This window comes from Amycolatopsis sp. NPDC004747 (genome assembly GCF_053601335.1).
In genome coordinates, this window is the sequence record NZ_JBSGBQ010000009.1 from 77,950 (window position 1) to 101,108 (window position 23,159).

The following is a 23,159-nucleotide window of genomic DNA, read 5'->3' on the forward strand; positions in this document are numbered from 1 at the left end:
CTCCTTCCCGGCAGCACGCCACTTCGGCCGCATCTAAGCAACCTGACGCACACGCCGAATACAGGTTGCCTACACATCCGGTTGTCAGTGTCTGTCCCCGCAGGCGCATCGCGCCTGGTCAGGCTCGAAAAGCGGGGTGTGCGGCCCTGCCGGCCAGGGAGGCATGGCGCGGATGGCGCGACGGAAATCACGTCGGTTGCGGTTCCTGTGGCTGGGCTGGGGGGCCGTGTCGGCCCCGGTCAAGCTGGTCGCGCTGGGTCTCGTCGCCGTCCTGGTGGGCGGCGTCTCGGCCGACGGCCTCCTCGGGCTGCCCGCCGCCGGCGGGCCGGGGTACGCGCACGGGCCCGCGCAGCGCTGGGGATCGGCATCGTCGGCCGATGCGCGGACCGCCGCCAACGCGTCACGCAACCGCACGCTGCCGGACACGCTGCGCAGCCGCTACCCCGCGGTGAAGTGGGAGCAGAACGCGGGATCCGTCGGGACGCCGCCCGCCCCCGAGACGACGGGCTTCGACCCGGCGACCAGCCGTGAGCTCCCCGAAGCGCGGACCGCCACCGACCGCACCTACGCCAACACCGACGGCACCGAGACCACCGAGTTCTCCACCGTGCCGGTGAACTACCGCACGCCGCAGGGCTGGGCGCCGATCGACACCACGCTCACCGCGGACGGCGGCTCGGGCTGGCGGAACACCGCTGACGCCGCCGGGCTGCGCTTCGCGCCGACGTCGGCCGGTCAGTTCGCCACCATGACAGTGTCCTCGCCGGACGCCGGGCAGGTGTCCTTCGGCCTCGACGGCGCTTCGGCGGTCAACGGCACGGTGAGTGGCAGCGCGATCACCTATCCCGGGGTCCGGCCGCACGTGGACCTCAAGCTCGAGGCGAAGCCGGGCGGAGTCAAGGAAACCCTGGTCCTCGGCTCGTCCGAGGCCCCGACGTCGTACGTCTTCCCGTTGCGGCTCGACGGCTTGACCCCGCACCTGGACCACGGCCAGGTGCTGCTGGCCGACGCTTCCGGCGCCACGAAGGCGGTCATCCCGGCGGGGGACATGCTGGACGCGGGCGCGGCGCGGTCGGCGGGAGTCACCTACCGGCTCGTGACCTCCGGCGGCGGGCCGGCGCTCGAGGTCACGCTGGACGCCGGCTGGCTCCGCGATCCGGCGCGGCAGTACCCCGTCCAGGTCGACCCGACCGTGCAGCTGCCGGTGAACGGGGGAGCGGCCGACGACGCGATGTACGTCCAGGAAGGCGCCGGCTCGGCCAAGGGTGACCAGGACCTGCTGGCCGGCACCGTGAACGGGCACAATTCCGCGTCCTACCTCAAGTTCTCGAACCTGGTCGGCAAGCTCCAGTACCACACGATCTTCGGCGCGCAGCTCTGGCTGACCGAGTACAACTCGGACTCTTGCAAGCCGCGCGAGCTCACCGTGCACCCGGTGACCGGCTCGTGGTCCGGTGGTTCCGGCTACAGCTACCCGGGCCCGGCCGTGGGCGGTTCGCTGGCAAGCAAGTCGTTCGCGCACGGGTACATCGCGTTCGGCCACTCGTCGTCGGACTGCCCGACCGCGGGCGAGACGATCAACCTCGGCGCCGCCGGACGCGACCTGGTGCAGCGCTGGGTGGACGGCACCCAGGCCAACTACGGCCTTTCGCTGCGCGGCTCGACGGACTCGTTGTCCGGCAAGTGGTTCACCGGCACCGCCACGGCCAACCCGCCGAAGCTGTACGTGACGCACAGCCCGTACAACGCGACGTACTCGATCCCGAACCCGGTGCCGAACCCGGCCGTGCTGCAGAACCAGGACGGCAAGATCAAGGTCTCGGTCACCAACAAGAGCGCGGCCGCGTGGGCGCCCGGCGACTACTACCTGGCCTACCGCGCCTACAACACCGCCACCGGCGCCTCGGTGACGCAGCAGCGCTCGGCCAACCTGACCTCGACGGTGGCCAGGGGCGGTCGCGTGACGCTGGACGCGACCATCAAGGCCCTGCCACCGGGCAAGTACTTCCTCGACTTCACCATGGTCAAGACCGGTGGCCCGGTGTTCACCGACCACCAGGTGCCACCAGGCCGGCTCGTCCTGCAGGTCTTCGACATCCCGCCGGTCGTCCAGGAGCTGTACCCGTTCAACGGGTACCAGGCGCAGACCCTGACCCCGCAGCTGTGGGCGCGGGCACTGGACATCGACGCGCCACCGGGTTCGTCGCTGCAGTTCAAGTTCCAGGTCTGCCTGCGCGACGACTCCGGGAACCCGGTCAGCTGCACGGATTCCGGCTACCAGGCCAAGCAGGCGTGGACCGTCCCCGCCGGGACACTGAGCTGGACCAAGGCGTACCTGTGGCGTGCCTACGTCAAGGACGCCGGCAACGAGGTGAACTCGCCGTACTCGACGATCCTGACGTCGGTACCGCAGCCGGACATCACCTCGCACCTGGCCGGCGACCAGAAGCAGGCCTTCGACCCGGTGGTGGGCAACTACCGCACCGCGGCGGTCGACGCCACGATCGTGACGGTCGGGCCGCAGCTGAGCCTGTCGCGGACCTACAACAGCCTCGACCCGCGCCGTGACGGCTCGTTCGGCGCCGGCTGGTCGACGACCTACGACATGAAGCTGGTGCCGGACAACGACGGCTCCGGCAACGTCGTGGTGACCTATCCGGACGGCCAGCAGGTCCGCTTCGGCAAGAACGCCGACGGCAGCTACGCCGCGCCCGCCGGCCGTACCGCGTCGCTGACCGTGGACTCGACGTCCTGGAAGCTCCTGGACAAGTCCGGCACGACCTACCAGTTCTCGCCGGCCGGCCGCCTGAGCCGGATGACCGACAACGCGGGGCACGCCGTCGTCCTGACCTACGACACCAACACCGGCAAGCTGTCCAAGGCGCAGGTTTCCAACAGCGCGACCAACACCGCGGGGCGCGCGCTGAGCTTCTCCTGGACCGGCAACCACGTCTCTTCGATCCAGACCGACGCGGTCAACGGTGCTCCGCTGAGCTGGGCCTACACCTACACCGGCGACGTGCTGAAGACGGTGTGCGGGCCCGGAAACACCTGTACCGGCTACGACTACACGGCCGGCTCGCACTACCGCAGTGCCGTGCTGGACTCGCACCCGGAGTCGTACTGGCGGCTCGGCGAACCCGACGGCACCTCGGCGGCCAGCGATGTCTCGGTCAACCTGGGCAAGGACGTCGGCACGTACGCCAACGTCACGCTCGGCACGGCCGGTCCGCTCGCCGGCTCGACGGACACCGCGGCGTCCTTCAACGGAACGACGTCCTCGGTGAACCTGCCGAAGGGCGCGCTGAAGAAGAGCCGTGACGCGGCGGTCGAGCTGTGGTTCAAGAACTCGCCGACCGGTTCCGGCGGCCCGCTGCTCGGCTACCAGGACAAGGCGCTGGGCACCGCGTCCACCACCGGCGTGCCGGTGCTGTACGTCGGCACGGACGGCAAACTGCGCGGGCAGTTCGCCACCGGCGGCATCACCCCGATCACGTCGGCGACCGCGGTCAACGACGGCAAGTGGCACCAGGTCGTGCTGTCCTCGATGGGCACCACGCAGACCCTGTACCTGGACGGCGCGAAGGTCGGCGACCTGACCGGCAAGCAGATCGACGCTTCGCTGCTGACCTTCAACCAGGTCGGTGCCGCCTACGCCACCACGCCGGCGTCGTGGCCGTCATGGGGCACTACGGCTCAGCGGTCCTACACCGGGGCCGTCGACGACGTGTCCCTCTACAGCGGACCGCTGGGAGCGGCGATCGTCTCCGCGCACTACAAGGCGGGCACCACCGCCGCCGACCAGCTGGCCAAGGTGACGCTGCCGAGCGGCAAGGTCGTCGCGTCGGTGACCTACGACGTCGTGCGCGACCGGGTCAAGGAGTACACCGACCACAACGGCGGCACGTGGAAGCTCGGCGCGCCGACGGTCTACGGCGGGGACACCGATCTGCGCCGCAGCGTGGAGGTGCTGGACCCGGCGAACCGGCCCAGCCTGTACGAGTACGACGCGATCGGCGGCTGGCTGCTGCGCCAGGGCAAGCCCCTCGGCATCGAGGCGCGCGGCGAGGACACGCCGGGCGAGCCCGCCGAAACGCCGCCACCACCGGTCGAAAGCTGCACGCAGCCCGACCCGAACGATCCGGCGTTCTGCACCACCATTCCCGGCGGCTCCGGCGGCCCGGTGTTCGTCCGCTACGACGCCGACGGCGTGAGCATCCGGACGTACGGCTACGACACGAACGGCAACCTCGCCACGGTCACCGACGAGAACGGCGACTCGACGTCCATGACCTACGACGCCCGTGGTGATGTCGTCTCGACCACCACGTGCCGGGCGGTGAACGACTGCCAGACCTCGCGGACGACGTACCCGGCGACGATCGCCAACTCCTACGACCCGAAGTCGTACCTGCCGACCGAGTCGCGCGACGCGCGTTCGGCGAGCGCGACGGACAACACCTACCGGACCACGTACGCGTACCACTCGACCGGCCAACTGGCTACGCAGACGAGCCCGGACGGCAGTCAGATCGTGAACACCTACACCTCGGGTGCCGAAGCGGCGTCCGGCGGCGGCAACGTGCCCGCCGGGCTCCCGGCGACCACGACGGACGCGCGCGGCAAGGTGACGCGGTACGCCTACTACGCCAACGGCGACCTGGCGCAGGTGACCGCGCCGTCCGGGCTGGTCACGCAGTACACCTACGACGCCATCGGCCGGACGACCACGAAGAAGGAGATCTCCGACAGCTTCCCGGGCGGGGTCGTCACGACCTACACCTATGACGGCTGGTCGCGCCCGGCGACGGTGACCGAGCCGGCGACGACCGACGCGGTGACCGGTGTCAAGCACCAGCGGCAGACCACGACCACCTACGACGCGGACGGCGACCCGACCCGCGTCCAGGTCGCCGACATCGGTGGTGGCGGCGACCCCGCCCGGGTCACCACGACCGACTACGACGAGCACGACCGGCCGGTCCGGGTCACCGACCCCGACGGCAACGAAACCAGCTCCGGCTACGACCAGTTCGGCAACCTCACCTCGGTGACCGACCCGAACGGCAACCACTACGACTACGCCTACACCGCGCGCAACAGCGTCGCCGAGGTGCGGCTGCGGAACTGGCACAGCGATCCGGCGGGCGCACCGCCCACCGGCACCGGCGACTACCTGGTGCTCCAGGCCTACAGCTACGACTTCGCGGGGCGGCTGGCCAGTTCGACCGACGCGATGGGCAGGCGGACGGAGTACCAGCGCTACGGCGACGGTCTGCTGCACCGCGCGGTGCTGAAGAACTTCCACAACGCCGACGGGTCCACAAAGGACTACGTGCTCGAGGACGACAGCTACGACGCCGCGGGCCACCTCACCAAGCAGGTGACCGGCAACGGCACGACGGTCACGCAGCACACGCCGGACCGCAACGGCCGCCCACTGTCCACGGTGGTCGATCCGGGTGGGCTCGCGCGGACGACCGGCTTCACCTACGACCCGGCCGGGAACGTCACCCGGGTCGCGGTTTCCGGCAATGCCTCGAACGTGCCGTGGATCGTCTCGGCCACGCCCGCGACGACCGACTACACCTACGACGACGCCGGCAACCGCCTGACCATGACCACGACGGACGGCACCACGTCGCGCACCACCACGTACGCCTACGACCAGCGTGGCCTCCCGACCGCGGTGACCGACCCGCGCGGCAACGTGGCCGGTGCGGACAAGGCGGCGTTCACCTCGCGCCTGAGCTACGACGAGCTGGGCCGCTCGACCGGCGGGACCGGTCCGGTCCGTCAGGTCGAGTCCGGCGGAAATCCGGCGAGCCCGGTCGCGCCGGCGACGAAGGTCGGCTACAACACCTTCGGCGAGACGGTGGAGCTGACCGACGAGCTGAACAACACCACCCACGTGGCCTACGACAACGCGGGCCGGATGACCAGCCGGACCGCGCCGAGCTACCTGCCGCCCGGCGCGGGCCAGGCGCTCACCCCGACCACGCGGTACGGATACGACGCCAACGGCAACGTCACCACGGTGACCGATCCGCGCGGCAACGTCATCCGCAGCACCTACGATCAGCTCGACCGCACTGTTTCGGTCGACGCGCCGAGTACGACCAACGACGAACGCGCCGTCACGTCGTACACCTACTCGCGCACCGGCGCCGTCCTGTCCACCGTGGACCCGACCGGTGCGCGGAGCGAGTCTACGTACGACGATCTGGACCGCCAGGCGACCGGAACGCAGGTCGAACGCCGTCCGGTGTCGGCGGCGTACACCACGCTGATCCGCCACGACGACGCCGGGAACGTGGTCGGCCAGACCTCGCCGACCGGGGCCACGACGGTCAACGGCTACGACGCCGTCGGTGAGCTGACCACGACGACCGACCCGTCCGGCATCCCGGCCCAGTACGGGTACGACTTCGCGGGTCGCCAGGTCCGGGCGACCGACGGCCTCGGCCGCACTTCGCAGACCGGCTACGACCTGCTCGGCCAGGTGGTCGCCGCGGCCGACCTCAAGCCGGACGGCACCACGCTGCGGACCTCGCACTACGGCTACGACCTGGCGGGCAACCGCACTTCGGTCACCGATGCCCTGCAGGCCACCACGACGTTCGCCTACGACGCGGCGAACCAGCTGGTGAGCCAGGTCGAGCCGGTCGACGCCAAGACGAGCATCACCTCGTCGTTCGGCTACGACGCCGCCGGCAACATGACCCGCTTCACCGACGGGCGCGGAAACGCCACCATCACGACGTACAACAGCCTCGGCCTGGTCGAGTCCACGATCGAGCCGGCCACCGCGGCCCAGCCGAACGCCGTCGACCGGACCTGGACCACCGGCTTCGACGAGAACGGCAACGCGGTCCGCGACGTGGCACCGGGCGGCGTCGTCCAGCAGGTGACCTACGACGCGGCCAACCGGCCCACCGACGGCACCGCCACCGGCGCCGAGACGCCGACGACACCTCGCCACCTCGGTTACGACCTGGCCGGGCGCGCGGTCGGGACCAACGCGGGCGCGGGCACGAACTCCTACGTCTACAACGACCGCGGAAACCTGCTCAGCTCCACCGGTCCGTCCGGTACCGCGGCCTTCACCTACGACGGAGACGGCAACCGGACCAGCCGGGCCGACGCGGCGGGTACGACGAACTACGGCTACGTCAAGGCGCGGCTCGATTCGGTCACCGACGGGCTGACCGGGGTCAAGGAGCAGCTGGGCTACGACGGCGCGGGGAACGTCAAGACCGTCGGCTACGGCGCCGGGCGGGTGCGGACGTTCGGGTACGACGACTTCGGCCGGGTCGCCACCGACGTCCTGACCAACTCGGCGGCGAAGCAGGTCGCGAGCACGACGTACCACTACGACCTCGACAACCGGCTGTCCGACAAGACCACCGCGGGCACCGCGGGCGCGGGCACGGTCAGCTACACCTACGACCAGTCCGGGCGGCTCACCAGCGACACCACCAGTGGCGTGACGACCGGGTACGAGTGGGATGCCGCCGGGAACCGGACCAAGACCGGGCCGGCCACGGCCACCTACGACGAGCGCAACCGGCTGCTGACCGCGGGCGGCACCAGCTACACCTACACCGCGCGCGGCACGCTGGCTTCGCAGGTCGGTTCCGGTGGTACCGCGCAGTTCGGCTACGACGGCTTCGACCGGCTCACGTCCGCCCCCGGGCAGACCTACAGCTACGACGGGTTCGACCGGGTCGACAGCCGCAACGGCACCGCGTTCACCTACGCCGGACAAGACAGCGACCCGGTGTCCGACGGCAGCGAGACCTATGCCCGCGGCTCCGGCGGCGAGCTGCTCGCGGTCCGCGCGGGCGGGGCCGACCGGCTGGCCCTGAGCGACCGGCACGACGACGTGGTCGGCGCGTTCGACCCGGCCGACACGGCGCTGAACGGATTGTCCGGATCGACGGCGTACGGCCCGTTCGGCCAGGTCACCGCGCACACCGGGACCACCGGCAACCTCGGCTACCAGGGCGACTGGACCGATCCCGGCACCGGCCGCGTCGACATGGGTGCGCGGTGGTACGACCCGGGCACGGGCTCGTTCGGCTCCCGGGACAGCATGTCGTTGTCCCCGACCCCGTCCAGCAACGGAAACCGTTACCTGTACGGCAATGCCGATCCGGTGAACAGCACCGACCCGACCGGCCACTGGGGCTTCAAGTTCGACGAGGTCGACTTTGTCATCCAGGTGCTCAAGATGATCAAAAACGTCGAGACGCCGACCAGGATGGCCGACGACTCCTGCGAGGCCTACTACGGGATGTCCTGCGCCGCCTTTTTCCGCAGTGCGCACAAAGAGTCGGTGCACGACATGTTCTGCGACACGCACTCCTGGACCAGCCAGTGCGGTGGCAGCGGCCGGTGGCCGTACTCCTCGGGCGGCGGCGGTGGCGGCTCGTACGGCGGTGGTGGCGGCCACGGCGGGGGCGGTGGTGGAGGCGGCGGGTCCTATGTGGACTGGGCGAAGAAGGCTGCCGAAGAGGCCGCCGAGGCCGCGTACCGGCGGGCCCTGCGCATCACCGAGGAAGCGCGTGACGCCGCGGAACACGCGGCCAAGACCGTGACGATCGCGGTGGGCGCGGCGGCGACCACGGCGGTGACGAACCTGCCGACGCTCGTTTCGTCCGCGCCGACGGCGGCCGCGGCGGTGGTGTCCACGGTGGAGAACGTGGTCACCGACACCAAGGTCCAAGCCAAGAACATCTACCAGGCGGCGGTCGACGCGGCCGGGGTGGTCGTCATCGCGGTGTCGACCGCGTCGCAGGTCAACACCGAACCCGAGAACAAGACGCAGAACAAGAGCAGGCAGGGCCGGGACTGCCGCCGGCAGTTCCCGGAACCGTTCTACTTCGAGCGGGACTCGTCCAACGGCGACCGAGCGGTCGGGGTCATCGCCTGCGTCACCAGAGCGGATCTCCGCGAAGGCACCGGCACCAGTTCGGAAATCAGGCCGCCCGGTTACCAGTGGGCAGGCACGTTCGTCAAGGCGATCGGCGGCGGGAGTCCCGGTTCGTGGGTCAACAACTGCCATTCGCTCGCTTCGCTGCTGGGCGGCAGTGGCACGGATCTGCGGAACCTGTCGACCTGCAGCCGGACCACGAACGCGAACCGGATCGACAAGAACGACCGGGACCATTCGCCGAACATGCGCTGGTTCGAGGACCAGACCGCGAAACAGCTGGAGACGGGCAAGGTCGATTACGTGCTCTACACGGTCATCCAGCACTACCACGGACCCCGCACGGTCCCCTACGAGTACGACATGGATGCCAAGGGTGCCGACGTCCAGACCGGAAACACGTTCTCCCTGCACAAGCCCATCGAGAACAAGGTGTGGAGTCCGAAATACCACAAATGGATGAACATGGGCGAGGGGATGAAGGACGGGAAACCGGTGCCCGTCGGAAGCACGCCGTAGCCACTAAATGGCAATCGCACAAGGAGAAAATGCAGTGCTCAGAAAGATGACAGTGGCACTGGCGGCGCTGGTCGCGCTCACCGCCGTGACCACGGCGCCGCACGCCCCCGCGGCGCACGCGGACGCGGCCGGGCACGGTGGCGACTACGTGCCGCTGCCGTCGACACCGGTGGTGCTCGACACCCGCAGTGGCACCGGCGGGATCAGCACCCAGGTCGGCGCCGCCGCCACGGTGGACTTCCCCGTGCTGGGTGTCGGCGCGGTGCCCACCACGGGTGTCGGTGCGGTGCTGGTCCGGGTGTCGCTGCTCAAGCCGACCGTGGCCACCTGGGCCGAGCTGTGGCCGGACGGCGCCACCCGCCCGACCCTGACCATGGTCTCCGCGGCCGCCGGCGAGCAGATCTCGAACACGGCGGTGGTGAAGGTCGGCAGCAACGGCAAGCTGTCGCTGTACAACTCGGCGGGCAAGACCGACGCCGTCGTCGAGGTGCAGGGTTACTACAAGGCGGAGCAGGGGACGACGGGTGGCGGGTTCTTCCCGGTGACGCACACCCGGGTGATCGACACCCGCAACGGGACGGGCACGTCGACCGGCAAGATCGCGGCAGGTGCCACGCGCACGGTGACCATCACCGGCAGCCTGGTGCCGGCGGGAGCGGCGGCAGCGTCGGTGAACCTGACCGTGCCGGGCGCGACGGCCGCGGGCTGGCTGGCGGTTTCGCCCGCCGGCGGCACCGCGCGGCCGGTGTTCAACTACGAGACCGGCTCCACCCAGTCGGGTGCCGTGCTGAGCCTGCCGGCGAGCGGGCAGGTCACCTTCACCAACAAGGGCAGTGCCGCCGTCGACCTGATCGTCGCCGTGGACGGCTACTACTCGTCGAGTTCGACGCAGGGCGCCGGCTACCGGCAGGTGGCCGGCCGGGTGCTGGACACGCGGTCCGCCGGCGCCGGGCTGCCGATCGCCGCGAACGCCACGCTCGACATCCAGGTGGGCGGCACCAAGGGGCTGCCGACCCGTGGCATCGAAGGTGTGGCGCTGAACCTGATCGTGGTGAGCCCGCAGAAGTCCGGGTACCTCAAGGCGTGGCCGGTCGGCACGACCGAACCGTCGGTGTTGTCCGTCATGGACTTCGAGGCGGCGAACTGGCGTGACAACATGGTGGTGCTCAAGCCGGGCACGGACGGCAAGATCCGCGTCCGCAACACCAGCGCGGGTACCGTCCACCTGCTCGCCGACCTGCAGGGCTGGTACGCCGACCCGCTGCCGGGTGTGCCGGTCGCCCAGAACACGCGGATGACGGCGATGCAGGCGGCTCCGGTCGCGGGTGCCACCGCCGGCACTCTCGAGTACTCCTATGTGGACAACGCCGGCCGCGTCGTCTACGGCCACCAGTCCGATGTGGACAACTTCGGTTCGGTGCAGTGGACGGTGATCTCCGGGAACGAGGCGTTCTCCGGGCAGCCGACGCTCACCCAGCTGTCCGACGGCCGGATCCAGGTGGCGGCACAGTACTCCGACAGCGACACCTGGACGGACAGCCAGACCACCGCGGGCGGTCCGGCGTGGAACGCGTGGTCCGACTTCGGTGGTTCGATGGCTTCGGCGCCGGTGACGTCGAAGCTCGCCGACGGGACCGTCGTGGAGTTCGCCGTGGATGCCGACGGCAAGCTCTGGGCGTACGCGCAGTCCGGCTCCGTACCGTTCTGGCGCAGCCTCGGTGACCAGAACCTGACCGCGACGCTGTCGGTGGTCCAGGTCCGCGACGGGCTGCGGGTGTTCGGCCTGAACGGCGCCGGTGCGCTGAAGACGATCGAGTACTACAACGACGGCAACGTGTCGGCGTGGACCGATCTCGGCGGCTCCGGGCTGTCCGGGCAGCCCGCGGTCGTCGTGCGCCCCGGCTACCTGCTGCAGGTGTTCGTCCGCGGCGCCGACGGCACGATCGTGTCGAAGCTGCAGAACGGCGACGGTGCCTGGCCCGCGGACTACACCGCGATCGGGAACTTCGCCTCGGCCGGCGCGCCCTCGGCGATCCTGGACCCGGCGCTGGGCCGGGTGGCGATCGTCGTGCGTGGCACGGACAACGAGATCTACCACGTCTGGGAGACCGCGACCGGGAGCAACACCTGGGGCGGCTGGGCGAAGACGATCGCGGCGACCGATCCGGCCGCGACGGATCCGGCCACGACACCGTATGTGAACTCCAACGGGCAGTCCTGGCTGATCGCCTTCCGGAACACCAACGGGGCGGTGCGGTTCTACGACCGGCAGCTCCCGGCTTCGTAACGGGTGAAGTACCAGATTCTCGGGCCGGTCGCCGTCATCCTGGGCGACCGGCCCGTCCCCTTGGCTGACCAGAGCTGGGCTCGGCTCCGCCTCCGAGTCTCAACCCACAGGTGGACGCCCGCTTCAATCCGGAGCTTGAGGACTCCGGCGGCCTCGCGCTCTAGCGTTGCCGGCGGCAACCGGAGGGGGAGATATGGCGGTGTTGACCGAGGTGCGGACCGGGCGGGGCGAGCGGATCGCGGTGGGGGTGATCGCGGCCGTTGCCGCGGTGTTGTGGGGCTGGGCCCTGTGGAGCCGGGCGCTGCAGCCGTACTACGCGGCGGCCGTGCACTCGATGTCGCACGATGCCACGGCGTTCTTCTTCGCGGGCTTCGACCCGGCGGGAGTCGTCACGGTCGACAAACCGCCGCTCGCCTTCTGGGCGCAGGCGCTCGGCGTGGCCGTCTTCGGGTTCCACCCGTGGGCGATCGCCCTGGTCCAGGTCGTCGAGGGCGTGGCCGCGGTGCTCGTGCTGCACCGGGTGGTGCGCCGCTGGGCCGGCGCGCGGACCGCGCTGCTCGCCGCGGCGCTCTTCGCGCTGACGCCGATCACCGCGGCGATCAACCGCGACAACCTGCCGGACACCCTCTTGGTGCTCCTGCTGCTGCTCGCCGCCTACTGCGTCACCCGGGCGATCGACAACGCCCGGTGGCTGGTGTGGGCCGGGGTCTTCGTCGGGCTGGGCTTCCTCACGAAGATGCTCGCCGCGTGGATCGTGCTGCCGGGCCTGGCGTTGGCGTACTTCGTCGCGGCGCCCGGTTCACGCGGCCGGCGGCTGGCCTGGCTCGGCGTGGCCGGCGCGGTGACGCTTCTCGTGTCGCTGGCGTGGCCCGTCGTCGTCACGGTGTGGCCGGGCGCCAAGCCGTTCGTCGGCAGTACCACGGACGACTCGGTGTGGCAGCTGGCCTTCGGCTACAACGGCCTGGCGCGGCTGGTCGGCGGCACGACCGGGATCGGCGGCGGCTACAGCGCCACGGTCGGCGCGGCGCTCGGCGGCGACGCGGGCCCGTTGCGGCTGTTCGACGCCGAGGTCGGCGGACAGATCGCCTGGCTGCTGCCGCTCGCCGTGATGTCCTTGGTCGTCGCCGTGTGCCGGGCGCGCGGGGCCGCGCCGCAGACGAAGGCGGGCTGGGCGCTGTGGGGTGGCTGGCTGGTCGCCGGGGCGGTGGTCTTCTCGTTCACCGGCGGCATCTTCCACGCGTACTACACGGCTGAGCTGGCCCCGGCGATCGCGGCACTCGCCGCCGAGGGGCTGGTCACGGCCGCGGGCTGGTCCCACAGCCGGGCCCGGTTCGTCCTGCCGGCCGCGGTGGCGGGGACGGCGGTGCTCGCCTACGTCCTGCTGGATCGGACGCCGGGCTGGCTGCCGTGGCTGCGGTACACCGTGCTCGCCCTGGCGTTGCTCGCGATCGTCGCCGCGCTGGTGCGAGCGCCCCGCGTCGCGGCGGCGATCGGGCTGGCCGCCGTCGTGGCCGGGCCCGCGGCCTTCGTCGTCGACACCGCGGTGCGGCCGGGGAGCGTCCTGGAGAGCGCCGACCCGGCCGCCGGGCCGCTGTCGACGGCCGCGCTGCACACCGTCTTCGGCGCGAACACCGGTGCGGGCGTCGCGGCCGGGTACGTCCGGTTCATCGACAGCGCGTACCGGCTCAGCGCCGGTCAGCGCGAGGTGCTCGCGTTCGCGCAGGCGTCGCCCGCCGAGATCACCCTGGCCGTCGAGGGCGGTACCTACGGCGCGGACCCGTTCCTGCTGAACACCGAGGCCCGGGTCGCGCCGCTCGGCGGTTACCTCGGGTTCGACCCGGCGCCGTCGGCCGCGCAGCTCCCGCAGTGGGTCGCGGCCGGGAAGCTGCGGTTCGTGCTGCTGCCGCAGGTGTTCGTCGACATCGCCCGCGCCGGGGCGGGGCAGACCACCGCGGCGGCGGTCGACGCGGGGGAGCTGACCCGGCGGGTCAGGTGGGAGGCGAGGCACTGCCGCCCGGTGCCACCCGCGCGGATCGGCCCGGACGCGGCCACGGCCGGGCTGCTGTTCGACTGCGGCGTCAGTCCGTGACCCGCAGGCCGGATGGTGCGCGGTGCAGGGTCACCCGCGACGGGTGACGACTCGGGGCCGCCCGGACCGCAGGGTCGGCCGCGGAGGTGCGGCGATGGCGAAGCGGGCGGACGGGCGGCCGGCGATCACCCGGCAGGTGGCCGCGGCGATTTCCGTGACGGCGTCGGCGGCGGCGTTCGCCGTGGTCATCGGCGCACTGGTCCGGCACCCGCTCCAGCTGGCACTCGCGGTGCTCCTGCTCGGGAGCGTGCTCGGTGCCGGGTGGGCCGCGCTGGTGCGCCGTGGTTTCCCGCGGGTGGCCGCGGCGACGGCCGGAGTCGTCGCCGCGGTCCTGCTGGTGCTGCCCGACCTGCACGCCTACGCTCTGCTGGCGGCGGCCGCCGGACTGGTCGCGCTGTCGTTCGCCGCGGCCAGGATCGCCCTCGGCCACGATCTGGCGCGGACGCCCCGGATCCGGCGCGCGGAGCCGGCGGCGGCGGGCGTCCTGCTGCTCAACCCGCTGTCCGGCCACGGCGTGGCCACCGCGTCCCGGCTCGGGGAGCGCGCCCGGGCGCTCGGGATCCGGCCGATCGAGCTGCACTTCGACGACGACCTGCGCGAACTCGCGGAACAGGCGGTGGCCGACGGCGCGGACGTGCTCGGGATGGCCGGCGGCGACGGCAGCCAGGCCGTGGTCGCCGACGTGGCCCGCAGGCACGACCTGCCCTTCGTCTGCGTTCCCGCGGGAACGCGCAACCACTTCGCGCGCGACCTCGGCCTGGACCGGGACGACCCGGCCGGCGCGCTGACCGCCTTCGGCGAGGCTGTCGAGCGGCGGGTCGATCTCGGCGTGGCCGGGGGCCGGGTGTTCGTCAACAACGTTTCGCTCGGCGCGTACGCCGCCCTGGTCCGGGCTCCCGGCTACCGGGAGGCCAAGGCCGCCACGGTCGCCCGCTGCCTGCCCGGCCTGTTCGGCCCGGACGCCCGCCGCCCGCTGAGCTTTCCCGGCCCGGACGGCGCTCCCGCGGGGGCCACGGACATCGTGCTCGTTTCCAACGGCCCCTACCGGCTCGAGCGGTTGACCGGCCTCGGCAGCCGCGAACGGCTCGACCTTGGCGTCCTCGGGATCGTCACGGTCGCGGTCGACCGGGCGCGGGACGTGCCGGAGCTGGTCGCGGCCGAGTTGTGCGGCGACCTCGCCCGGTTCCCCGGTTACCGGGCTTGGAGCACGCCGGAGTTCGCGGTGGAATCGGCGGACCCGCTCATCGACGTGGCCGTGGACGGCGAACCCCGGCGCCTCCCGTCGCCGTTGCGGATCGGCGTCCTGCCCGGCGTCCTGCGGGTGCGCCTGCCCCCGGACGCCCCCGGCACTTCTCCGGCGGCGATGGCCCCGAAGGGGGTCCGGCGGGCCCTGCGCGCGCTCCTGCGCGTGCTCGCCGGGCGCTCTCCGCGCGTCTTGGATTAACCCGCTGCGGGGGAGACGGGATTTCGGTGTCCGAGTTTCACTTCGGCGGCCGAGTTTCGGCCCAGCGACAGGAGACCGATGGTGAACGAGCACCCCGACCTCGACCAGGCGGCGCCGGCCGGCGCCGTCGCGACCGCACGCACCGGTGGCCCGGAAGCGATCGACGAAGCCGACCGGTACGTCGTGTTGCAGCGCAAGAGCCAGCTGTTCCCCGCGGTCGTGGCTGCGGCACACCGGCTCCGGTGCTTGCCGGTTTGGAGGGGCCGCGACGCGGTCGATCCGTCCTCGGTGGCGGAGGCTCTCGAAGAAGCGGTGCTGCAGCTGGCGTTCTTCTGCAGCAAGGAACTCAACGCCACCCTCGAGCGGGTGCTCGCCGCGGTGCACGACCGCGTCGAGACGGTCCGGCAGATCCACGCGGGGAGCCGGCCGGGTTTCGGTGGCCGGGTCGACGAGCGGTTCCGCGCAGCCGAGGAGGCCGGCCAGGGGCAGCTGGACCGGGCGATCGCGGTGTTCGTCGACGCCGCTCGCGCGGACCTGCGCATCGGCGGCTCGTGGGTCCCCCTGCGCCCGGCCGAACCCTGAGCGTGCTCAGGGTTCGGCCGCCGCACTCCGGTCAGCCGTCCACGTCCATGGCGTTCGGGTCGTCGGCCCAGCCCGGTCCGCGGCCGCCGCGCTGCTCGCGGACCATCTCGTGCATGCGCTCCTGCTGCTCCCGGATCCGGTCCCGCACCGCCTGGTCCGACATGTCGACGTCCTTGACGTCGTCGCCCCAGTACTTCTGCTTGTCCGCGTCGGTCGGCTGCCCGAGGCGGTGGCCCATCTCCTTGTCGTGGAGGAACATCGGCATGTCCTCTTTGGACACGTTCGCGCCGTCCCGCACGACGTCGCGCGCCGTGTGCATCTCGATGACGTCGTCGTGCGAGACCGGTGGGGTGTGGGCGGTGCCGCCCGGCTTGCCGACACCGCCGGTGCCGTCGCTGTACTCGATCGACTTGCCCTCCATCTTGTCCACCATGTGGTGGTAGGAGTCGTCGGCGACCTTGCCCTGGACCGTGCCCGCGGTCGGCCGGAAGGAGTCCCGATGGGGAGCGTCCTCGATCGCGTGGGTCTGTTTCGGCTCGTTCGGCGTCTCGATGTCGTTCTTGTAGTGCGGGTTCGGCTCCCAGGCTTGGACCTTCTTCGGCTCGTCCGGGGTCATGCTCTTGCTGACGAAGTCGGGGTTGTCCACCATCTTCGGCTGCGTGTGCTGGTGGGCGTAGGTGAGCTGGTTGAGCTGGACGCCGTCGCTCGGCCGGCCTTCTCGCAGGGTGTTGCCGAGGGCTTCGCGGTAGGAGTCGGCGTTGAACCCCGAGCCGTCCTTGTCGCCGCGCACGCCGGTGCCGATGTTGTCCCGGTGTGCCTGCGCCGACTCCTGGTAGGCGGGAGCGTCGTCTTCCATGCGCCTGGCGTCCTTGATGTTGGCGGCCTCGTCCGCGGTTTTCGGCCCGCGATCGCCTGCCTTGACGCCGTCGCGGATCTGGCTCTCGTGGGCGTTCGCCCGCTGGAACTCGTCGCCGCCGATGGCCTTGTACCCGATCGGGTGTTCGGACTCGTGCGTCTTGCCGCTGACGAGCTTGTTCGGGTCCTTCCAGGTCGAGTCGTTCTTGATCTCGTTCTGGTACTTCTCCCAGGTGCGAGCCTGTTCGTGTTTCGTCGTGCCGTACGAGCCGTCGGACTTCGCGGCGTTGCCGTCCGGCTTGGTCTTCGCCTTGGGCGCCTTCTTGCTCGGCCCCGCGCCGCCGCTGCCGATCAGCTGCTGCTTCGCCTTGCTCGCCTTCGACTTCGACACCCCGCTCGCCTTCGCCTGCTGCTTCTTCTTCGCCGCACAGGGGGTGACCTGCGGAGCGAGGCCGAGCGGGTCGGCCAGCGCGGTCGGGTTGTGGACGTAGGCCTGCGAGTCCGGGCCGGGGTCGAGGCCCAGCGGGTCGTGGGACAGGTAACGGCCGGCCTCGGGGTCGTAGTAGCGGTTGAGGTTGTAGTGCAGCCCGGTTTCGGCGTCGTGGTACTGGCCGGGGAACCGCAGCGGGGTGGTGGCCCGGCCCGGTCCGTCGAGGACCTTGCCCCAGAGCGTGGCCTGGCGGTGCCACGCGACCTCACCGGATTCCTCCAGCAGCTCGCTCGGCGTGCCGGCGAGGTCGGTGACGATCGTGTGGAACCGCTGGTCCGGCGCGCCGAGGACGCCTTCGGTCTGGGTGAGGGCGCGGCCGGTACCCGGTTCCCACTCCCACACGGTGGCGACCGGGGGCTGCCCGGGTCCGGTGCGCACCTGTTCGGCGAGGGTGTCCCCGTCCCAGGCGAACTGGACCTGCTCGGCCACCCGGCCGTCCGGCGTGAGCCGCTGCTTGGCGACCCGGCGGCCCAGCGCGTCGTAGCGGTAGCGCCAGTGCTCGCCCCGGGGCGTGAGCACCGAGGTCAGGCGGCTCTCGGCGGTCCACCGGAACTGCCACTGCGGGCCCGCCGGCCCGGCACCGCGCAGGGTGGTGCGGCCTTCGGGGTCGTGGGCGTAGCGGACCGCGCCCGCGGCGGTGAGCAAGGTGCCGCGGTACTCGCGTGGCCCGGACGTCGGCGCTCCCGGCGTCTGCGCCCGGGCGATGACACCGCTCTGGTGGTAGGCGTAGTTCTCCTGCCAGCCGCGGCCCACGACGGCTTGGACGCGGCCCGAGCGGTCCACCTCGAGGGTGCGGGGACCGGTGATCGCGTCGGTCACCGAAGCCAGGTAGCCGTCGGCGAGGTAACCGTACTCGCGGTGCTGGGTCGTGCGGTTGCCCGCGACGACCGTCTGGGCCACCAGCCGGTCGCCCGGGGCCCAGCTCTGGCGCAGTTCCGCGGCCCCGAAGCGGCGGACCCGCTCGTGGCCGGCGAGGTCGTGCTCGAAGCGCAGCGAGCGGTTCCCGACGTGCAGCGCGGCGAGCGTGCCGGCCGGTCCGTACTCGAAGCGCGACACCGCGCCCGACGGCGTGTGGCGCGCGCGGCGCCGGCCGAGCTCGTCGTACTCCGAGCGCACCACGCGCCCGTCCACCGTCTCGGCGACCACGCGGCCCAGCGCGTCGTAGGCGAAGGTGACCTCGGCGTCGGCGTTGCGCGCGGAGATCATGCGGCCGGCCTCGTCGTAGGCGAAGGTCGCGACGTCTTCGCCGGTGACGCGGCGGACCACCTGGCCCATCACGTCGCGCTCCAGCGTCGTGGTCTCCCCGGCACCGTTCGTCCGGCCGATCAGCTGCCCGGCGGCGTCGTAGCGGTAGTGCAGGGTGCGGCCGTTGAAGTCGGTCTCGCCGGTGAGGTTCCCGGCGGGGTCGTACCGGTAGTGCCAGCTCAGGCCCTGCTCGTTGGTCACCGACACCAGGCGCAGCTCGGTGTCGTACGCGTAGGCGAGGCGCGCGCCGTCCGGGCCGGTTTCGGCCACCGGCAGGTCGAACTGCGCGTACTCGGTGCGGGTGGTGTTGCCGCGCGCGTCGGTGCTCTCGTCGGTGTTCCCGACGGCGGAGTCCCGCCACCGCCACGTCGCGCCGTCCGGCTCGATCCGTTCGGCGAGCTGGTCACCCGCCGCCCACGCGAGCCGGGTGACGGCGCCCAGCTCGTCGGTCACCGACGTGGTGCGGCCGAGCAGGTCGTAGGTGTAGCGGGTGACGGCGCCGTCCTCGTCCTCGACGGTCAGCGCCCGGCCCGCCGCGTCCGAGGTGATCCGGGTGGTGCCACCGAGCGCGTCGGTGACCACGGCGACGTTGCCGCGCTCGTCGTAGGCGTAGGAGGTCCGGGCACCGAGCGGGTCGACGACGCCGGTGACCTTGCCGCGCGTGTCGTACTCGTAGCGCCACGTGGCACCGTCGGGGCCGATCGCGGCGACCGGGCGGCCCTGCTCGTTGTACTCGGTCAGCGACCGCGTGCCGTCCGGCGCGGTGATCGCGACGACCCGGCCGGCCCGGTCCCGCTCGTAGCGGACCTGGCGGCCCAGCGGATCGGTGCGGGTGAGCAGCCTGCCGTGCTCGTCGTAGGCGAGGCTGGTGGTGTGGCCCAGCGGGTCGGTCTCGGCGATCACGTTGAGCCGGTCGTCGAGGTGGAAGCGGCGCACCGCGCCGAGCGAGTCGGTGACGCTCGTCACCAGGTTCTCGCGGTCGTAGTCGATCGTGCAGTCGAGGTAGCCGCCGGTGCCGCGGGCGCGCACGACCCGGCCCGCGGCGTCGAAGCCGTAGCCGTACCAGCGGCCGTTGACGTCTTCCCAGCGCACGATCCGGCCGTCGGCGTCGTAGGTGAAGCTGGTGGGGGTGCCGGCGGCGTCGACGACCTCGGTCAGCCGGCCGCGCTCGTCGTAGGAGTAGCTCGCGACGACCGTGCCGTCGGCCGCCCGCAGGGCGGTGATCCGGCCGCCCGCGCTGTCGAACAGCACCCGGTCGCCGGAGGAGTGGACCAGCTCGGCCGGCACCCCGTTCGTCCCGGGCACCACGTCGATGCGGTTGCCGTCGCCGTCGAAGATCGTCCGCAGCGGGCACACACCGTCGGCGGACTCCTCGAAGAACAGCGTGTGCTGCTGCTGCGGGTCCTCGACCAGGTAGCCGCCCTCGACCCGCCGCAGCGGCCGTGCCGGGCCCGCCACCGGCAGCACCGGGGAGTTCACCGGCACGGGGTAGCTCTGGAGGCTGCCGTCCGCGAGCGCGACGTGCAGGCCGTCGGCCTCGACCTCGAGCCGCTGGTCCACGGTGGAGGCCCACGACGGGCCGAACCAGCGGCCCGCGCGGTAGGACGAGATGTGCGTGCGCGCCACCTCCAGCGGCAACGCGCCGGGGATCTCCAGGTCCGTCTGCGTCAGCAGCATCCACCCGGTCGCCACGTCGATCGGGTCGCCGCACACCGACCGGTCCGGCGGTGGGGTGCCGTTCTCGTGCGGGTTCGCGTTGCCGTCCTTGATGCTCTTGCCGCCGCCGGAACCTCCGGAGCTCGAGGTGACCGTCTTGTCGTCCCCCAGCCCCTTCGGGGTCTGCGCCGGAGGCGGTTCCGGGTCGGTCTTGGGCGGCGCCTCGTCGGTCTTCGGCGGCGGTGGGCTGCCGTCACCGCCGTGAGAGCCGCCGCCGGTGCTGGAGGTGTGGGTGGCGTCGTCACCGCCCTTGGCCGCCGGTGGCGGTGTGTGGTCCTTGGGGGTGCCCCCGCCGTCGCCGCCGGGGGTCTTCACCGGTGGCGCCTTCGGGGTCCCGTTGATGTCGGCGTGCTTCGGCGGCGGGGCGGTCTTGCCGACCTTGATGTTCTTGAGCGCCTTGCCCGCGTCCTCGAAGAGCGTTCCTGCCCGCTTCAGCAGCGGCACCAGGGCCTTGAGCGCCTTGACGAGCTTGGTGACCAGGTCGGTGATCTTCGAGGCGGTTTTCGCGACGGCGGTGACGACCTGGGGGACGACCCAGGTGAGGCCGATGCCGAGGGTGAAGACGACCTGCAGCGCCCAGCTGATCAGGTGGCCGACGAGCTCGGAGATGATGTCGCGCACCAGCGTGCGGACCGCGGCCACGACCTCGCCGGCGGTCTTGACGCCGCTGGAAGCCCCTTCGCAGCCCTTCTGCGCCGCCTGCAAGGTGGTGGCCACGTCCAGACCGCGCTGCCGGTAGGCGTCCGAGGCCGGTCCGGACCACGACTGCAGATCGGCCTTGATGGCGTCGGTCAGGTCCGAGGAGACGCTGCCGAGTTCCTTGGCGACGTTGGCCCAGGTCTCGGACTGGGCCTGGATCTCGTCGGCGTTGCCGGTGAGCCCGTTGAGCGCGTCCTTGAGCGGGCCGACGTGCTCCATCAACCAGCTGACGCCGGCGGCGAGGATCGCGCCGAACGGGTCCATGGCCATCGACAGGGCGTCGAGCGCCGTACCGACCGCGCCCATCGCCACCGACGCCCAGTCGCCGCTTTTGATGGCGGACGAGAGGTCGTTGGCGGATTCCAGGAGCGAGATGCCGGAGTAGGCCTTCGTCGAGTCCTGGGTCTGCGCGATCAACGGGTTGCTCACCCCAGCACGCTAGCAGCGGAGGAGCGCCGTCCGGTGCCCCGTCTCGGGGTTGTCCGAATGGTCCTGGCGCGCCGGTCCTCATCGGACACCCATGGGACGAGACGGGCCGACCGGCTCATGGGACCGAGCCGGCGTCAATGCGTGACTCGTCCGCGGCCCAGCGCGTACGCGTCCGGTCTTCGCTCCTCGAGGTGGTGGCGGGCCCGGCGGGCGGTGGCGATCTCCGCTTCGACGTCCAGCTCCGCGACGACGAGCGCCGGCCGGGAAGCCGTCCGGGCGTGGGTGGCGCCGTCCGGGCCGACCACCTTGGCCAGGCCGAGGAAGCGGGTGCCGTGCATGACGCCCGCCTGGTTGGCGGCCACGAACACCACCTGGTTCTCCACCGCGCGCACGCAGTCGTAGACGTCGAACAGCCGGGCCTGGCGGTCCCGCGAGAGCGTCGGCGCCCGGCTTCCGGCGGCCCACGAACACGGGCACGCGACGATGGTGGCGCCGTCGGCGGCGAGGCTGCGGGCGGCTTCGGGGAAGGCCTTTTCGTAGTCGAGCAGCATGCCGAGCCGGCCGGCCGGGGTGTCGAACGCCGTGAACCCGGTGCCGGGTTCGCGCTGCAGTGCTTCGGCCGCGGACAGGTGCACCTTGCGATGCCGGCCGAGCACGCCGTCGCCGGAGACGCAGGCCGCCGCCGAGTAGCGTTCGCCGTTCTCGCCCGCTTCGCTGTATCCGAAGCACACCACCAGTTCCGCCGCCAGCTTCGCCACCGCCCGCACCTCCGCGCCGTCCGGGGCGAGCGCGGGCGGCGGGTGCTCGGGGTCGGCCCGGCCGAAGTCGGTGAAGGCGCCGCCGAGCGTGCCGTCCGGCAGCACGAGCACCGTGGCGCCCGCCCGCCGGGCCTCCTCGATCAGCGCCGCCACGCGGCCGAGGCCGAATGTGAGGTCGCGGCCGAAGTGGGCGGCGACCGTGGCGATCCGCGTGAGTCCCATCCGTGCTCCTAACCGGTTTTCCGCCGCAACGCCCAGCGGCGGAACAGCTGGGTTCCCATCAGGGTCACGAGCAGGCCGGCGAGCAGCGTCTCCCGGCTGACGCCGCCGCGGGGCGCGGCCGGCAGGGCCTCCGCCGAGCCGGTCGCCTGGCCGCCGAGGCCCTGCATCCGCGCGTCGACCGCCGGGACCTGCGGCACCGCGGCCGGGCCGTAGTCGTAGGCGACGCGGTCCGGCGGGATGCCGGGCCCGGGGATCCCGCCCTGCCCGGCCATCCCCGGGAACTGCGTCCCGAGCACCGCTTCGGGCAGGCCCGGGCTGGTGATCGTCGCCCCGGTCGCCGGGGGAGTCGCGCCCGCGGTCGCCCGCGGCGGACTGCCACCCGTGGCCGGCGGCCGCGCGCCGCCCGGCGGCGGGGACGACGCAGGAGCCGGCGGAGGAGACGTCGGCGCCGGGTTCCCGGGCTTCGTCGTGACCCGGCAGTTCGCGTCGAGGAGCCCGCGCAGCGCCGGGGACAGCGCGTCGATCACCGGGGCCAGCAACGAGATCCGGCGCAGCTCGCCCAGCACGGCGTCGGCCACGGTGCTGCCCGGGATCACGCCGTCGGCCGCGCCGATCGAGCCGAGCGTGATCGGCGGAAGCGCTTGCCAGACGCCGGCGAAGGCCGGGCGGAGCACGTTGAGCGGGTCCAGCGGGGCCAGCGCCGCGAGGATCTGCGGGGTCACCGCCGCGGGCTTGAGCGAAACGAGCTGACCCGGCTCGCCCTGCACGGTCACCGCGCAGCTGTCGAGCACCACCGGCTGCGCGGCGGCGGACGGCGTCGCGGTGGCCAGCGCCGCCGACATCGCCGTGGCCGTGACCACTTGCCGCACCATGCGGAGTTTCATCGCGG

Annotated in this window: 8 protein-coding genes; 5 read left to right on the forward strand and 3 right to left on the reverse strand. The window is 72.0% G+C overall.

Annotation, left to right across the window (positions count from 1 at the left end; translation table 11 throughout):
• Positions 1-172: 172 nt before the first annotated feature.
• The 5 genes from ACWEGE_RS16335 (at position 173) to ACWEGE_RS16355 (ending at position 15,856) form a co-directional block, all read left to right on the forward strand.
• Positions 173-9,454 carry an RHS repeat-associated core domain-containing protein gene (locus tag ACWEGE_RS16335; RefSeq protein WP_449661258.1) on the forward strand — a complete coding sequence of 3,094 codons (9,282 nt, stop codon included), beginning with the start codon at positions 173-175 and terminating at the stop codon, positions 9,452-9,454.
• 34 nt (positions 9,455-9,488) lie between these two features.
• Entirely contained in the window at positions 9,489-11,741 is a 2,253-nt protein-coding gene (locus tag ACWEGE_RS16340; RefSeq protein WP_449661259.1) for a hypothetical protein, read from the forward strand.
• Positions 11,742-11,934: 193 nt separating this feature from the next.
• Positions 11,935-13,830: an ArnT family glycosyltransferase gene (locus ACWEGE_RS16345; protein ID WP_449661260.1), complete on the forward strand. Its 1,896-nt coding sequence runs from the start codon at positions 11,935-11,937 to the stop codon at positions 13,828-13,830.
• 94 nt (positions 13,831-13,924) lie between these two features.
• The gene (locus tag ACWEGE_RS16350; RefSeq protein WP_449661261.1) at positions 13,925-15,274 is read left to right on the forward strand and encodes a diacylglycerol/lipid kinase family protein; all 1,350 of its coding nucleotides are present in this window, start codon (positions 13,925-13,927) and stop codon (positions 15,272-15,274) included.
• A gap of 81 nt (positions 15,275-15,355) precedes the next feature.
• Positions 15,356-15,856 (forward strand): hypothetical protein, encoded by a 501-nt coding sequence (locus ACWEGE_RS16355; protein ID WP_449661262.1) that lies wholly within the window; start codon positions 15,356-15,358, stop codon positions 15,854-15,856.
• Positions 15,857-15,887: 31 nt separating this feature from the next.
• Here ACWEGE_RS16355 and ACWEGE_RS16360 read toward each other — a convergent pair whose 3' ends face one another.
• The 3 genes from ACWEGE_RS16360 to ACWEGE_RS16370 form a co-directional block, all read right to left on the reverse strand.
• Positions 15,888-21,290 (reverse strand): DUF6531 domain-containing protein, encoded by a 5,403-nt coding sequence (locus tag ACWEGE_RS16360; RefSeq protein WP_449661263.1) that lies wholly within the window; start codon positions 21,288-21,290, stop codon positions 15,888-15,890.
• Positions 21,291-21,424: 134 nt separating this feature from the next.
• On the reverse strand, positions 21,425-22,270 hold the full coding sequence (locus ACWEGE_RS16365; protein WP_449661264.1) for a carbon-nitrogen hydrolase family protein: 846 nt from the start codon (positions 22,268-22,270) through the stop codon (positions 21,425-21,427).
• A gap of 8 nt (positions 22,271-22,278) precedes the next feature.
• The gene (locus tag ACWEGE_RS16370; RefSeq protein ID WP_449661265.1) at positions 22,279-23,154 is read right to left on the reverse strand and encodes a hypothetical protein; all 876 of its coding nucleotides are present in this window, start codon (positions 23,152-23,154) and stop codon (positions 22,279-22,281) included.
• Between the last annotated feature and the right edge of the window lie 5 nt (positions 23,155-23,159).

Coding starts and splice junctions, on each gene's coding strand:
- ACWEGE_RS16335 (WP_449661258.1), top strand. CDS start 173: ATGGCGCGACGGAAATCACGTCGGTTGCGGTTCCTGTGGCTGGGCTGG.
- ACWEGE_RS16345 (WP_449661260.1), top strand. CDS start 11,935: ATGGCGGTGTTGACCGAGGTGCGGACCGGGCGGGGCGAGCGGATCGCG.
- ACWEGE_RS16370 (WP_449661265.1), bottom strand. CDS start 23,154: ATGAAACTCCGCATGGTGCGGCAAGTGGTCACGGCCACGGCGATGTCG.
- ACWEGE_RS16350 (WP_449661261.1), top strand. CDS start 13,925: ATGGCGAAGCGGGCGGACGGGCGGCCGGCGATCACCCGGCAGGTGGCC.
- ACWEGE_RS16365 (WP_449661264.1), bottom strand. CDS start 22,270: ATGGGACTCACGCGGATCGCCACGGTCGCCGCCCACTTCGGCCGCGAC.